Here is a 15,224-nt window from a genome sequence, read left to right as displayed (position 1 = left end):
GATGCCGGTGCCCGGCACCGGCATCGACCGCGCGATCAGGATTCGAACAGGGTTTCACCGATGTACCCACCGGGTTCGCGAACTCCCGGCGGAATCACGAAAACCGCCGAGCCGACCGGCGTCGTCCAGATGTTCAACGCGTCGAACTCGGCCAGCCGCCGCTGGACCGGAAGGAACTGGGTCCGCACATCGCGCTGGTAGGCGCTGAAGAGCAGACCCGAGTTCGAGATCGTGCCCGGAGCCGGGGCGTCATCGTAGTTGTAGCCGCGCCGGTGGAATCGTTCACCGTCGTGCCGGTGATGGGCCCGAGCGATATGGGACGACGGCGGGATCACCGGGATCCCATCGGTATCCACCGCGGTGAAATCCGGTTCGTCGAACTCGCCGGTGCCCGTCAGCGGCGCACCGGTGGCCAGGGTGCGGCCGACGGTGAGTTCCCGGGCCTCCGGGTCGATTTCGTCCCAGGTGTCCAAGGTCATCGCGATCCGGCGCAGCACCATCGATGTCCCGCCGGCCAGCCAGGGGTGCGCGGATCCGTCATCCCAGACCAGCCTGTCGAAATCGGGTGCAGCGATATCGGCGGTGCCGTCGAGCTGGCCCATCAGGTTCCTGGGCGTGGTTCCCGGTACCGCGTTCCGGAATCCGTGCTGCACCCAGCGCACCGACATCAGCGAGCGCACGCTCCGGCACAGCACCCGCACCGTGTGCGAGACCGTCGTCGATTCCTCGGCGCACACCTGCAACAGCAGATCCCCGCCACAGAAGCCGGGGTCGAGCCGGTCGATCGGGAACGGTGGCAACGGCGCCAGCCAGGGCGGGCGTGCGTTCTCGCGGCCGCAGCGTTCGAAGACCCCGGCGCCCAGACCGATGGTGACCGTGAGCCGGGCGGGTCGCTGTGCCAGCTCCGGTTCGGTATCGGCGAGCGCGGGCCGGCCCTGGGTCAAACGGGCGGCATCGCCGGTCCAGATCCGGAGGGCGCCGACGATATCGTCGCGGGTCGTCCCGGGGCGCAGGTCCAGGGCCGCGAACGCGACGCGGGCCTGGGGCGACGTCGCGATGCCGGCCTGATGGGGGCCGTGGAACGGTTCGGTCGCCGGTTCGCCGGGATCGTTCCCGCGCAGCACGGCGAAGGCCGTCGCGCCGACTCCGATCCCCACCGCCCCGGCGGCGCCACCACCCAGGAAGCGCCGCCGGTCGAAGCGGGACCCGCTGTGTTCAGTCACCGTGTGCGGGCGGTTGCGCCCCGCCGTCGGGCCGGTAGTCCTCCTGGTTGCCGGCGAAATCACGCACCTGGGCGGTGAAGGTGGTGGTGGAGCCGTCCGAGAAGTTCAGGGTGACCGGCGCATCGGTGCCCGTCCGCAGCGCACCGCGCAGATCGATGAACATGATGTGCTCCCCGCCGGGGGTCAGGCTCAGTTCGCCACGGGCCGGGATGACGAACCCGCCTGCCTTGGGGCGCATGAAGGGTGCTCCACCGCCGTCGGTGGTGACTTCGTGCAATTCGACGGTGGCGGATACGGGACTGCTCGCGGAGATGACGGTGACCTCCCGGTCGCCGGAGTTGTTCAATTCGCCGAAGGCGGCCGACATCCCGCCGTCGGCGGCCTTGGCCCATTGATCGGTGATCGTCACCGAATCGGCGGCGGTGGTCGGCGTCTCTTCCTCGGCGGAACAGGCTACGGCGAGTAGCGGCGCCGTGGCCGCCACGGCGATCACCCGCCGAATTCTGTTGGTGGCGGCACCTTTACGGTCCGCGGGTGGACGAAATGGCATAGATCTGCTCCGATCGGAAGAATGTGGGGTGCCGCTGCGGTCGAACTCCGGTGCCGATGGCAGATACCTGTCGTGCGCACGGCAGGCGGCGCCGGACGCCTCGACGCCGGCCCGTACTGGGGTCCGGCCACGGCGACGGCGATTGTCTCCGGAACGCGCGATGCCTTCGATGTGGAGGCCGGAGCGCGTTGCGGCGAGAGGAAATCAGACGCGCGGGGGTGGCGGCCCGCGGGTGCCGGGGCCCGAGGACAGGAGCAGCAGCCGGGCGGGCCGGTGCTCTCCTGCCGGGACGATTACCGTCCGGCGAAAGGAGATCTCGCGGCAGCCGGCTCGGCGCAGCGTCCTCTTCAGGCGCGATACCGCATATCGGACCGCGCGTTCGGCGGTATGGATCAGCAGTGCACCCACTGGAATCGCGAGCAGATGCGCCATCAGCATCGTCGCGGTCGACAGCGCCCCGTGGTGGTGCCCCGGGGCGGTGACCAGCGCGGTGTGCCCGATCGCCTGGCCGAGGGCAAGCAGTGCCATCAGCGGCATCGGTCCGCGTCCGGGGCGTGTGGCTGTCGCCAGCGCGCCGGTGATCGCGCAACCCGCGAGTAGCAGTGCGACCGTGGAAGTCCCCGGGGCGAGCGCTCCGCCACCGAACGCGTGGGCGGCGATACTCACCACCCCCGCCGCCGCACCGGCGAACACACCGCGCAGGCGCGGGCAAGTCGGTCCGGGAGTGGCCACGCGTTGATACTACGTCTGGTCGTAGTCATTCGGCCAGGTGCTCCGTCGAGGAAATCCGCGGTGGCGGTACGGACGTCGGGCGCCGGCCCGGCGAAGGCGGAAGACCCCCGGTATCTCCGCGATACCCGGGGTCGCACCGGTGGTTGCTACGCGATCAGTTCTGCAGCACGGGTTCCCGGCGGTCGTGGGCGAATTCGCCGGATTCCGCCTCATCGGGCTGTCCCGTACGGCCTCCGTGGTCGTCGGCGCGCATCGGGTCGAGCCCCGGATCGATATCGATCGTGCGCCGCAGCGGGCGGTCGGGCAGCAGAGTGGTCGCCAGGAGCGCGACCACCGCTGCGACCGCGGCGATCAGGAAGATCCGCCCGGTCGCGTCGCCGTAGGACGCGCGCACGATGGTGGCGATGGGTGCGGGCAGGCTGCTCAGGTCCAGATTGCTACCGCCGCTCCCGGATGCCTGGATCCCCAGCCGGGCGAAACCCTGGGCGGATAGTTCGCCCACGCGGGTAGCCAGGACCGAGCCCAGGACCGAAACACCGATGGCGCCACCGAACGTGCGGAAGAAGGCGACATTGCTGGATGCCGCGCCGATATCGTGCACGCCGACGGTGTTCTGGACGGCCAGCACCAGGTTCTGCATCATCATGCCGACCCCCAGGCCGACGACCGCGATATACGCGCCGACCAGCCACAGGTTCGTATCGTGGTCGATCGTGCTGAGCAGTCCGAAGCCGACGACCAGCAGACCCGCGCCACCGACGACGAACGGCTTCCAGTTGCCGAAGCGAGTGATCAGCTGACCGGAGCCCACCGAGGCGACGAGCATACCCGCGACCATCGGAATGGTCAGGATGCCGGCGGTGGTCGGTGAGTAACCGCGTGCGGTCTGGAAGTACTGGCCGAGGAAGGTGGTCGCGCCGAACATACCGATACCGACCGCGATGGACGCGATGATCGCCAGTCCGGTGGTGCGTTCGGTGACGATCCGCAGCGGCACGATCGGCGACTTCGCGCGCGACTCCACCCATACGGTCGCCGCGAGCAGTGCGATACCCGCCGCCACGTACAGCAGCGATTCGCGGGAGAACCACTCGTAGTACCCCGCCTTGCCGGCGAAGGAGACCCAGATCAGCAGGATCGACACACCCGCGGTCATCGTCAAGGCGCCGAGCCAGTCGATGGACACATCGGCCTTGCGGTCGGTGGGCAGGCGCAGCGTGCGCTGCAGCAGGAACAAGGCGATCAGCGCGAGCGGGACGCAGACGAAGAAGCACCAGCGCCAGCCGAGCGGGCTGTCGACGATCACACCACCGAGAATGGGTCCGCCCGACATCGATACCGCCATCACCGCGCCCATATAGCCGGAGTAGCGTCCGCGCTCACGCGGCGCGACGATACTGCCGATGATGGCGACGACGAGCGCCGTCAGCCCACCCATTCCGATGCCCTGAACGACGCGGGCGGCCAGCAACAGGGTCACATCGTGCGCGAAACCCGCGATGACCGAACCCGCCACGAAGATGACGATGGCGGTCTGGACCAGCAGCTTCTTGTTGAACAGATCGGCGAGTTTGCCCCAGATCGGGGTGGAGGCCGCGTTCGCCAGCAGCGCGGTCGTGATCACCCAGGCGTAGGCGGTCTGCGAGGCCTGTAGGTCGCCGATGATCGTGGGCAGCGCGGTGGCCACGATCGTGGTGCTGAGCAGCGCGGTGAACAGCGCGGCCAGCAGTCCGGTGAGCGATTCGAGAACCTCGCGGTGACTCATCGCGTAGGGATCTCGCCGCGTCACCGCCTCGACTGAACTAGACATCTGTTTCCTGACTCTCTTTCGGTTGCTGCTCGGGTCCTTCCGTGACGCTGCGCTGCGTGTGCGCGGACGATGAGCTGTGCGGATGCTTGTGATTTTCGGTCGCGGCACTGTGACTGTCCCGGGCGATGAGACGGCACCGGAGGGTGTTCAGGATCTGGTGGGCGTGTTCGGCGTCGTCCACGGTCCAGTCGGCCAGTACCTCCTGCAGGCCCCGGATCCGGGATTCCCGGATCCGGCCGAGCAGTTCGTGGCCGGCGGGGGACACCTCCACGCGGATGGCGCGCCCATCGCTTGGGTCGGTATTGCGCAGTACATAGCCGTCGGCGACCAGTTCGGTGATATGGCGGCTCATGGCCGAGGGGCTGATACCTATCTGGGTGGCGAGGTCGATCTGGCGGCACGGACCGGCCGATTCCAGGTTGACCAGGACACTGATTCCGCCCGGCAGCAGGTGGCCCTCTTCGGGCTGCGCAAGGGACCGGCGGAGCGCTCGACTGATGAGAAAGAGTTCGTCGAGGATGCCTTGGGCTGTATCGGGGGGAACTCCCATGCGTGCTCCAGACCTCGTTCAGTTGCTTGCAGTAATCAACTATAAATTTGTTGCTTTCGCTAATCAACAAATGTGAACTGTGCGTATTCCCACACTCGACCTGGGAAGATTCCCCTATGAGCCGTCGGCGGCGTTCCCGAGCGCCTGTAGTCGGGCCGTCGTCCGGCGCCCGCGGTACATCGATCGCAGATGGTCGGTAACGATCGGTGCTTCCCAGGCCCACCGGTGGGCTGCGTGTAGCAGCCGCCGGCATATCGACAGCTCCGAGGTCTCACCGCGCGCCCTGGCGCGGAAACCCGGGATCACGGCGAGACGGTGCGCGGCTTCGCTGCGAGAATGGATTCGAGGATCTCGCGAGCGGCTCGTCGTTCGTCGATGTCGCGGTTCATGCGATCCAGTTCGGCGCGCAGGTCCTCGGCCATCTCATCGCAGGTCGGCGCGAGGTAGCGGCCGGTAACGGTCATGCAGGGCAACACCTCGGCGACGACACGGGTAGGCAGCCCGGCTGCCAGCAGGATCTGGATCCGGCGCACCGACTCCACCGCGGTTTCCTCATAGTCCCGATAGCCGCTCGAACGCCGCTGCGGTTGCAGTAAACCCTGCTCTTCGTAGTAGCGCAGCGCCCGAGTGCTCAGACCTGTTCTGCGTGACAGCTCGCCGATACGCATGTGATGCCCGCCTCACACTCTTGACCTTCACGTCAACGTCAAAGTTTAGCGTCGCCGTATGACCGAGACCGAAACTCCGAAAACATTGGCCGGCAGGACCGCAGTCGTCACCGGCGGCACCCACGGTATGGGCCTGGCCATCGTGCAGGCCCTCCTCGACCGCGGCGCCGAAGTGGTTCTCACCGGACGCAGCCCGGCCGGGATCGAAAAGGCGCGAGCCACTCTGGAAAAATTCCCTGCACACGTTGTCCGCTCCGATGCGACCGACGCCGACGATATCGACAGCCTCGGCCGCACCATCGAAGACCGGCTCGGCGGAATCGACTACCTGTTCGTCAACCACGGCATCGCAGAGTTCCAGACCCTCGCCGATGCCACCGTCGCACACTGGGACCGCGTCTTCGACGTCAACGCCAAGGGCGCCTTCTTCACCACCCAACGCCTGGCACCCCTCATCGGTGACAACGGCAGCATCGTCTTCACCACCGTGTCCAACGACCGGATCTTTCCCGGCCTGAGCGCATACTCCGCCGCCAAGGAAGCCGTCCGCGCGTTCGCCAGAGTCCTCGCCGCCGAACTGCTGCCACGCAACATCCGGGTCAACGCCGTGGCCCCCGGGTTCATCCTCACCCCCAGCATGGGCGTGGCCGAACTGACCGACCGGCAACGCGAGGAATTCATCCGCGACGGCAAAGCGACCACACCGATGGGCCGGCCGGGAACGGTCGACGAGGTCGCCGCAGCTGCCCTGTATCTGGCGGCCGACGCCACCTTCACCACCGGCACCGAACTCATCGTCGACGGTGGCTTCGCCCAGGGGCTCAGTTGAGAAATGCGCCTGGACTCCGCTGCTGGAAGCTGGAGCGGGGACATTGGTGAGTCGGATGTACTGGTGCCGACCTGCCCGACGCGCCGAGCCCGTGCGGAGGCGTCCGCGCGATTTGCCTTACCGATGAAGCCAGGAAAGCCGATAGTCTGCGGTGGTGGTCGCTTCTGCCAGCTGCCATCGCACGATCCTGCCACCGCCCGGTGTCAGCTGGTCATGCCGCCCGCGAAGGGCATCGTCTGCCACTGGTCGAGGGCGGGCTCGAGGTACTCCGTCAGCTCGGGCAGCTGTGGTGCCAGCGTGAGGGTCGCGACGACCCGCAGCATGCCCACCGCGTTGACGAAGCCCAAGACCTCCTCGTCGAGCGGCCTCGTGCCGTTGCGCCGCGCGCCGCGGTTGTACGCGGATTCGTGCTCGGGCCCGAGACCGGCAAGGTCCCACTCGACGGGCCCCAGCGTGACCAGCTCGAAATCGGCGTAGAGGTCGCCGTCCACGCCGGAGAAAATGTTCGCGGGCGGTGAGTCGCCGTGGATGGGCTGGAGGCCGGCACCCGGGAACCGGGCCTCGAAGGCCGTGCGTGAGCGCACGAGGGGTTCCAGGATCTGCCACTCGCGGCGGGCGCGGTCCAGCTCGGCCGCACCGATCAGGATGTGGTGCCGGTCGAGCCGGGCAAGGCTTTCGCTGATGAACTGTGGTTCGGCCGCGGACAGGAACTTCAGCCGGCCCGGATAGGCGCGCATCGCCACGTGCAGGTCGGCGACGCTCTCGGCGTTCGCCACGTAGTCGGGTTCCTTGTCCCGGTCCTGCGGGACGAACGGCCAGAGTGTCATCGAGAAACCGTCGCGCTGCACGGGTTCGGGCGGCACGAGCGGGCTGGGCGCGATCACGGGGACTCCTCGGCCGGCGAGCCAGCGTGTCACGTCCAGCTCGTCCTGCTGGCGGCGCGCGAGGGCGATCAGTTCCTCCGAGTGCGGCGTGACGGTGGGAATTCGGGCCACGACCGGGGAAGGCGCCAGATGGACGACGACGGAGAAGACGTCGTGCAGCACCGTGGGGTCGGTGACGGCCAGGCCGAGCTCTCGTCCTGCCGCGACGGCCGCGTCGACGGCGGCCGAGGTGCGGTCGGCGAGCTCTTGTGGCGTCAGGAAGGTGGTCATGGCTTCATCGTTTCAGGGGGTTTCCGAGCCTTGATGAGATGAAGGTACTTCACCGGCTGGGCGGCCACCGGTGCGGGCAACGCGCCGGGGTGGCGGGTGGAGGCGTTGAGCGCGCCCTCGGCGATATCGAGGCGGCGGACCGACGCACCGAGAACCTGCGGCGGAGGGCACCGCTGCGTGCGCGTGATCTGGCACGGCCCGCACCGGCGTAGCGAAGGTAGGTCGCCGCGGTGCGGGCGATCCAGCCCGCCATGATCCCGTAGTAGATCCCGGAAAGACCCGAGTCGCAGACGGTAGTGAGCACCCAGACCGCGGGGAGGGTGACGCACGAGACCGAGAAGAGTGAGGCGTACATGACGCCCTTCGTATCGCCGGCGGCACGTAGCTGTGCCGCGTAGATCATGCTGATCGCCATAACCGGCGCCACCACCGGCAGGGTCCACACAACACCGCCGGCGGCCTGCACTACCGCCGAGTCGGCGCTCAGGAGCTGGAACAACCACGGCGACAACGCCGCAACCGCGACCGCCAGGGTGCATGAGCAGACCAGCATCACCACTGCTCCGGCCCGGACGAAGGCCGCCCGGCCGTGGTGGTCACCGGCACCCAGGCGCTGGCCGGTCAGTACCGCGATCGCCACCCCGGTCCCGAACACGAACATCCACACCAGTGAGGTTGCCGTGCTCATCACCCGATGCCCCGCCAGGCTGATTGCGCCCGTACCGGCCGCGATCATCGCGATGGCCGCGTCGGCACCGTAACTGGCCGCGCCGAAGGCGACATCTGGTAAGGCGAGAGATGCCCAGTTCCGAAGTGGGCCACGAACAGCAGAGACTTGTTCGAACCCCCATATCGAACGCACACGCAGGACCAGCGCGCAGCTCCCGGCGATGAGTGCGAGGGTCGACGCCGTCGCGGATCCCACCGGCCCGGAGCCCGCCCCGAAGATCAGGGTGGCCGACAGGGCCGCGTTCAGCGCGGCCACCGCCACCGAAACGCGTGCGCCGGAGGCGGTGTCGCCCGCCCCGGCCAAGATGCCGTTGAGGTGTGCGGTAGCCGCGGTGAACGGCAGACCACACAGCAGAATCCACAGCATGATCGTTGCCTCGCCGTGGTCGAGACCGGCCGGCGCGGTGACCGCGACGAGCACCGGCGCGGCCACCGCACCCACGAACGCGACCACCGCACCGATCGCGGAAGCTCCCGACAACCCCGGCCGTACGAGCTCCCGGATCGCCGCCGTGTCGCCGGATCCGTACCAGCGGGCCACCGATATCTGTGTGGCAGAACCCCAGGGAATCACGAGCGCGGAACAGAACACCCAGAGCGGCAGGGTCAGGGCGGCGATCCCCAGGGCTTCGGTCGAATGGTGCCCCAGCAGAGCGGTATCGGTCAGCCCGAGTACGACGGTGGTCGCCGAGGTGAGTACCACCGGCCCGGCGATCCGGACCACCTGCCACAACCGGGAACCGAAGCGCGCATCCGGCTCCTGTGGCGGCACACGCCCCTCGGTCACCGGACGAATTCCCTTATCGACCACCCCATGGCAGGACTCTAGTGACCTGCTGGGTCCGGCGCCTCGGGGAGGGCGCCGGCATCGGCGGGCTGCCGCCGACCGATGCTACGGCGACCCTGAGCCCGCAACGGTCCCGAACTCTTCCAGCAGGCGGATGTCCATAATCCGATGGGCTGCCGGTGGGGGCGGGGGAGCTGTCACCTTTCGAATCAGGGCTGAGGCCGGTCGTGGACGGTGAGCAGGAGGTGGTCGAAACGGGTGCGAGTGTGTGTTCCGGCGCCACCGAACTCGCCCACCGCGGCGATCAGCTCGGCGGCCAGGTCGCGGAGTTTGATGTTGGTCTCCTGTGACCGCCAGATCAGCACGCGGAAAGCCTGTTCGGCCGAGATCCCGTAGACCATCATCACCGCGCCCTTGGCCTGCTCGATCAGCTCCCGTGCCGCGACCAGCCCGGGTATCGCGGCGTCGAGGGCGTCGCGGCGCTCTTCGCCGAGGGTGTCGGTGATGTCGATGTAGTAGCCGGCAGTGCCGGTCACCGCGCCGTCAGGGTCGAGCATCTGATCCCCGACGACCAGGACGTGGTGCACTCGGCCGGTGGTATCGATGAGGCGGTGGCGGCTGCTGAAGGGTGCGCCGGTGTTCACCACGGTCGCCAAAGTGTCGGCGACGCCGCTGCGGTCTTCGGGATGCTTGTGCGCCAGCAGTAGTTCGGTGGTCGGTTCCACCTCACCAGGAGCGTACCCGTGCAGGGCCGCGACCTCGTCGGACCACTCCCAGCGCTGTTCGGCCAGCCAGAACCGAAAACTACCCGTTCGCTGCGACACCGGCGTCACCTGCGCCGGGTCTTGCGAAACGCATCTATTCCTCACCCGCTTATTTTCCTGCACGCCTGCGCGCGCAGCACCGCCACCCTCCTGCGGTTCGTTCGGCGGCCACGCTGGTGTGACGGTCCCCGGCGGGTCGGCCACGCCGACCGCTCTCGTCGCCGCAGCCGTAGCTCCGGTCTTCACCGGATGTGGGTGCCGGGCCCTGGACAGGGGCCGGGTCAACGCACGAATTCGCCGGCGCGATCGGCCAGATCCAGTAGCGGTTGCGGAGCGATGCCGAGGAGCAGGGTGGCGAGGGCGGCGACACCCGCGACCGTGGTCGCGGCGGGCGGGCCGACTATTTCCGGTGGATCGGCCGGTGGGTCGGTGAAGAACATCAGCACGATCACCCGGATGTAGAAGAACGCGGCGACCGCGCTGGCCAGGACGCCGACGATCACCAGCAGTCCGGCGTCGCTGCCGGCCGCCGCCTGGAAGACCGCGAATTTGGCGACGAAACCGGCGGTGATGGGGATACCGGCGAACGACAGCAGCAGGAGCGCGAACAGGGTGGCGAGCCACGGGGCCCGGCGGCCGAGGCCGGCCCAGCGTGACAGCGCGGTCGCCTCGGAGCCGTCGGTTTCGCGGACCATACTCACTATCGCGAAAGCGCCGAGAGTGCCGAGCCCGTAGACGAACAGGTAGAACAGGGTCGCGGCGATTCCGCGATCATCGGCGGCGACCAGGGCGGTGAGCAGGAACCCGGTATGGGCGATGGACGAATACGCGAGCATCCGCTTCATATCGGTCTGCGTGATCGCCAGGATCGCGCCCACCACCATGGTGGCTACAGCTACGGCGGCGAGTACCGGCCGCCAATCGTCGGCGATCCCCGGCACGCCCACGGACAGCACCCGCAGCAGCGCGCCGAATGCGGCGATCTTGGTCGCGGCCGCCATGAACGCGGTGATCGGTGTGGGGGCGCCCTGGTACACATCGGGTACCCATGCCTGGAACGGCACCGCGCCGACCTTGAACAGCAGACCCACGGCCAGCATGGCCACACCCAGCAGTGCCAGCGTGGGCGCGCCGGAGTCGGCGGCGAGGGCGTCGGCGATACCGGCGAGGCGGACCGTCCCGGCCTGGCCGTACAGCAGCGCGACCCCATAGAGGAAGAAAGCCGAGGAGAACGCGCCCAGCAGGAAGTACTTCAGTGCGGCCTCCTGGGAGAGCAGCCGGCGCCGCCGGGCCAGGCCGCACAGCAGGTACAGCGGCAGGGAGAGCACTTCCAGTGCGACGAACATGGTGAGCAGATCGTTGGCGGCGGGGAACAACAGCAGGCCGCCCAGGGCGAGCAGCAGGAGCGGGAACACCTCGGTGGGGGTGATACCCGCGGTGGCGGCGGACCGTTCGGCACCGCTACCCGGGACAGCGGAGGCCTGCGGGGTGAAGGCATCCATACCGTAATCGGCGGTTGCGGCGGCGCGGCTCCAGGTCCCGGGCCCGGAGCGCGGCCGGGGCAGCGGACCGCGCTCGGCGACGAACAGCACCGAGAGGATGCCGACGATCAGCAGTGTGCCCTGTAAGAACAGGGTGACTCCGTCCACGGCGACCGCGCCGACCGCGGCCGTGGTGGAGGTTCCCGAGAGCAGTAACACGGCTACCAGCGCCGCCACCAGAGCCGCCAGGGTCAGGATCAGCTGCGCCGGATACCGCCACGGGCGCGGGAAGAACGCGTCCACCAGAACCCCGATGACGGCGGCACCGAAGACGATGAGGATCGGGGCCAGGATGTGGTATTCGATACTCGGCGCGGGTACGGACGCGGCCAGGACCACGCCGGTGGGCAACTCAGCGCTCATGACGCACACCTCCGGGGTTCGCCGCCTCCGGCTGTGCCGGGACCGGCGGTGATGGATCGACACTGCCGACGGTGGTGAGGGTCTGGGTCACCGCGGGGTCGATGAAGTCGAGCACCGGCTTCGGATATACCCCGAAGAAGATCAGGGCGGCCAGCAGCGGTACCACGACCACGAGTTCGCGCGGCACCAGATCCCGGATACGTTCGCTGCCCTCGGCCACCGGGCCCGTCATCATCCGCTGGTACAACCACAGCACATAGATGGCGGCCAGGACCAGGGCGCCGGCGGCGATTACCGCCGCCACCTGATACCTGCTGAAAGTGCCGATCAGAACCAGGAATTCGCTGACGAACGGGGCCAGTCCGGGTAGCGACAGGGTGGCCAGGCCCGCGATGAAGAAACTTCCGGCCAGTACCGGCGCCACCTTCTGTACTCCGCCGTAGTCGGCGATGAGCCGGCTGCCGCGCCGGGAGACCAGGAATCCGGCCACCAGGAACAGCGCCGCCGTGGACAGGCCGTGGTTGACCATGTAGAGGGTCGCGCCGGTCTGGCCCTGGCTTGTCATGGCGAAGATACCGAGCACGATGAACCCGAAATGCGAGATCGAGGTGTAGGCGATGAGCCGCATCACATCGGTCTGACCGATGGCGAGCAGTGCGCCGTAGACGATGCCGATCACGGCCAGGGTGATCACCAGCGGCGCGTAGGTGTCGACCGCGGTGGGGAAGAGCAGCAGACAGTAGCGCAACATGCCGAAGGTGCCGACCTTGTCCACCACGGCCATCATCAGCACCGCGCTCGCCGGGGTCGCGGAGACCGCCGCGTCCGGTAGCCAGGTATGCAACGGCCACAGCGGCGCCTTCACCGCGAACGCGAACATGAAGCCGAGGAACAGGGCATTGAGCACCGCGGGTCCGGCACCGAGCTGTCCGGAATTGGCTGCCGCCACCACCGTGCGCATATCGAAGGTTCCGGCGCCGCCCGCGCCGAGGTCCTGCTGGACGGTGAGTACATACAGACCGATCACCGCGGCAAGCATGATCAGGCCGCCGAAGAGGTTGTACAGCAGGAACTTCACCGCGGCGCGGGAACGCTGCTGCCGGACCTGCGCATCGTCGGTGCGTGGCCCGAAACCGCCGATCAGGAAGTACATCGGAATGAGCATGGCCTCGAAGAACACGTAGAACAGCAGGATGTCCAGGGACAGGAAGGACACCAGCACCATGGCTTCGACCAGCAGTGTCAGTGCGATATAGGTGTGCGCCACCCGCTTTCCGGTGCCCACCTCGCGATCGTCGTGCCAGCCGGCGACGATGAGCAGCGGCACCAGTCCGGCGGTGAGCAGCACCAGGACCAGGGCGATCCCGTCCACCCCGAGGGTGTACCCGGCACCGAACGCCGGTATCCAGGTGCGGGATTCGATGAACTGGAACTGGTCGCCGCCGGGCTGGAACGCGGCGGCCACCCCGAGGGCCACCCCGAAGGTCGCGATCGCGACCACCAGGCCGACCCAGCGGGCCAGTGACCGCTGCGCGGCCGGCAGCAGGAGTACGACCGTCGCGCCCACTACGGGCAACAGCCAGAGCACGGACAACCAGGGCACGGCGCTCACCAGATCCTCACGGCCAGCAGGGCTGCGGCCACCAGGGCCGCGCCGGTGAACATGGACAGGGCATACGAACGGACGAAACCGGTCTGGATCCGGCGGGCCCGCGCGGACAGACCGCCGATCACCGCGGCGGTGCCGTTGACGAGACCGTCGATACCGCGGTTGTCGAGGAAGACCAGCGCGCGGGTCAGATGGCGGCCGGGCCGCATGAACGCGGCCTCGTTCACCGCATCACCGTAGAGATCCCGGCGGGCGGCGACGGTCAGCGCGGTCACCTCCTGCGGCGCACTGTCGGGCACCTCACTGCGCGCGTACTGCCGGTAGGCGACCGCGACGCCCACCGCGACCACTGCCAGCGCGAGCCCGGTGATCACCGGGACCGGCAGGATCGGTTCGCCGTGGTGCTCCCCGACGACCGGTGCCAGCCAGTTCTGCAATGAGGAACCCCAGACGAAAACCGCCCCGGCGCCGACCGAACCGAGTGCCAGCAGGATCATCGGGCCCGTCATCACGGCCGGGGATTCGTGCGGGTGGGTATCGGGCTTCCAGCGGCGTTCGCCGAAGAAGGTCAGCAGCATCACCCGCGTCATATAGAACGCGGTGAGACCGGCGCCTAGCAGGGTGACGGTGCCCAGGATCGGACCGGCGGCGCCCTCGGCGGCGAAAGCGGCCTCGATGATGCGGTCCTTGGAGAAGAACCCGGCGAACGGCGGCACACCGATGATCGCGAGATAGCCGAGACCGAAAGTGACGTAGGTGATCGGCAACAGGGTGCGCAATCCGCCGTAGCGCCGCATATCGGTTTCGTCGTCCATGGCGTGCATGACCGATCCGGCGCCGAGGAACAGTCCCGCCTTGAAGAAGCCGTGGGTCAGCAGATGCATGATGGCCACCGCGTAACCAGCGGGACCGAGACCGACGGCCAGCACCATGTAGCCGATCTGGCTCATGGTGGAGGCGGCGAGCGCTTTCTTGATGTCGTCCTTGGCGCAACCGATGATCGCGCCGAAGAGCAGGGTCACCGCGCCGACCACCACCACCGCTACCCGGGCGGTGGGCGCGAGATCGTAGATCGGGTTGGAACGGGCGATCAGGTACACCCCGGCGGTGACCATGGTGGCGGCATGGATGAGCGCCGACACCGGGGTGGGGCCCTCCATCGCGTCCCCGAGCCACGATTGCAGCGGTACCTGCGCGGATTTACCGCAGGCGGCCAGTAACAGGAACAGGCCCACCGCCGTGAGCGTGGCATCGCTCGCCCCCGGCGAAGCGGCGAACACCGCGGTGAAATCGAGGGATCCGAAGGTGGTGAACATGATCATCATGGCGATCGCCAGGCCCATATCACCGACCCGGTTGACCACGAACGCCTTCTTGGCCGCCGTGGCCGCGGTGGGCTTGTGATACCAGAACCCGATCAGCAGATACGAGGCCAGGCCTACGCCTTCCCAGCCCAGGTACAGCACCAGGTAGTTGTTCGCCAGTACGAGCAGCAGCATGGCCGCGAGAAACAGATTCAGGTAGGCGAAGAACCGGCGACGGCCGGGATCGTCGCTCATATAGCCGACGGAGTAGAGGTGGATGAGCGATCCGACGCCGGTGATGAGCAGGGCGAAACAGATCGACAGCTGGTCCAGGGCGAGCCCGAAGTCGACTTGGAGCCCGGCCACCGGAACCCAGCTGAACAGGTCCAGCGCCACCGCGCGATCGGCGTCGGCACGGCCCAGCATCCCGAAGAGGGCGATCACCGCCGCGGCGAACGAGGCCAGCGCGGTCACGGTGGCGAGCAGATGACCCCATGCGTCGGAGCGACGCCCGGTGAGCAGCAGTACGGCGGCGCCGGCCAGGGGCAGGGCGGGCAGCAGCCACAGCGTTGCAGTATCCACGTCAGAGTCCTTTCGACATGCTCGGGAGC

13 protein-coding genes are annotated in these 15,224 nt (G+C 68.1%); 1 reads left to right on the top strand and 12 read right to left on the bottom strand.

Annotated elements, in window-relative coordinates:
- Positions 1-35: 35 nt before the first annotated feature.
- The 6 genes from IEY68_RS01215 to IEY68_RS01190 all read right to left on the bottom strand — a co-directional run bounded on the left by IEY68_RS01215 (position 36) and on the right by IEY68_RS01190 (position 5,533).
- Entirely contained in the window at positions 36-1,223 is a 1,188-nt protein-coding gene (locus IEY68_RS01215; protein ID WP_058855683.1) for a Dyp-type peroxidase, read from the bottom strand.
- A complete protein-coding gene (locus tag IEY68_RS01210; protein ID WP_058855684.1) occupies positions 1,216-1,773 on the bottom strand; it encodes a copper chaperone PCu(A)C in 558 nt (185 codons plus the stop codon). The genes IEY68_RS01215 and IEY68_RS01210 overlap by 8 nt, the downstream gene beginning before the upstream one ends.
- Positions 1,774-1,977: 204 nt before the next feature.
- A complete protein-coding gene (locus tag IEY68_RS01205; RefSeq protein ID WP_156426264.1) occupies positions 1,978-2,505 on the bottom strand; it encodes a hypothetical protein in 528 nt (175 codons plus the stop codon).
- Positions 2,506-2,659: 154 nt separating this feature from the next.
- Positions 2,660-4,315: an MDR family MFS transporter gene (locus tag IEY68_RS01200; protein WP_229718553.1), complete on the bottom strand. Its 1,656-nt coding sequence runs from the start codon at positions 4,313-4,315 to the stop codon at positions 2,660-2,662.
- Complete coding sequence (locus IEY68_RS01195) at positions 4,308-4,865, bottom strand: MarR family winged helix-turn-helix transcriptional regulator (RefSeq protein ID WP_063916172.1); 558 nt, start codon at positions 4,863-4,865, stop codon at positions 4,308-4,310. Before IEY68_RS01195 ends, IEY68_RS01200 begins: the two co-directional genes overlap by 8 nt.
- Before the next feature lie 302 nt (positions 4,866-5,167).
- Positions 5,168-5,533 (bottom strand): MerR family transcriptional regulator, encoded by a 366-nt coding sequence (locus IEY68_RS01190; RefSeq protein ID WP_058855686.1) that lies wholly within the window; start codon positions 5,531-5,533, stop codon positions 5,168-5,170.
- 58 nt (positions 5,534-5,591) lie between these two features.
- Here IEY68_RS01190 and IEY68_RS01185 point away from each other — a divergent pair, with 58 nt between their 5' ends.
- Positions 5,592-6,362, top strand: a complete 771-nt coding sequence (locus tag IEY68_RS01185) for an SDR family NAD(P)-dependent oxidoreductase (RefSeq protein WP_058855687.1) — start codon at positions 5,592-5,594, stop codon at positions 6,360-6,362.
- A 203-nt stretch (positions 6,363-6,565) separates the two neighbouring features.
- Here the strand turns inward: IEY68_RS01185 and IEY68_RS01180 are convergent, their stop codons facing one another.
- From IEY68_RS01180 to nuoL, 6 genes are all read right to left on the bottom strand, one after another.
- Complete coding sequence (locus tag IEY68_RS01180) at positions 6,566-7,516, bottom strand: phosphotransferase (RefSeq protein ID WP_058855688.1); 951 nt, start codon at positions 7,514-7,516, stop codon at positions 6,566-6,568.
- 49 nt (positions 7,517-7,565) lie between these two features.
- A complete protein-coding gene (locus IEY68_RS01175) occupies positions 7,566-9,032 on the bottom strand; it encodes an MATE family efflux transporter (protein WP_058855689.1) in 1,467 nt (488 codons plus the stop codon).
- Between the two features lie 209 nt (positions 9,033-9,241).
- The gene (locus tag IEY68_RS01170; RefSeq protein WP_373292929.1) at positions 9,242-9,865 is read right to left on the bottom strand and encodes a PAS and ANTAR domain-containing protein; all 624 of its coding nucleotides are present in this window, start codon (positions 9,863-9,865) and stop codon (positions 9,242-9,244) included.
- 212 nt (positions 9,866-10,077) lie between these two features.
- Positions 10,078-11,700: an NADH-quinone oxidoreductase subunit NuoN gene (gene nuoN / locus IEY68_RS01165; protein ID WP_058855690.1), complete on the bottom strand. Its 1,623-nt coding sequence runs from the start codon at positions 11,698-11,700 to the stop codon at positions 10,078-10,080.
- Positions 11,690-13,312, bottom strand: coding sequence for an NADH-quinone oxidoreductase subunit M (locus tag IEY68_RS01160; RefSeq protein WP_058855691.1), 1,623 nt, complete (start codon positions 13,310-13,312; stop codon positions 11,690-11,692). Before IEY68_RS01160 ends, nuoN begins: the two co-directional genes overlap by 11 nt.
- Positions 13,309-15,195, bottom strand: coding sequence for an NADH-quinone oxidoreductase subunit L (gene nuoL, locus IEY68_RS01155; protein WP_058855692.1), 1,887 nt, complete (start codon positions 15,193-15,195; stop codon positions 13,309-13,311). Before nuoL ends, IEY68_RS01160 begins: the two co-directional genes overlap by 4 nt.
- Positions 15,196-15,224: the final 29 nt, after the last annotated feature.

The organism is Nocardia jinanensis (assembly GCF_014645735.1).
Classification (GTDB): Bacteria; Actinomycetota; Actinomycetes; order Mycobacteriales; family Mycobacteriaceae; genus Nocardia; species Nocardia jinanensis.
The sequence above is the reverse complement of the archived record's forward strand: the minus strand, read 5'-3'. Positions and strand labels throughout refer to the sequence as shown.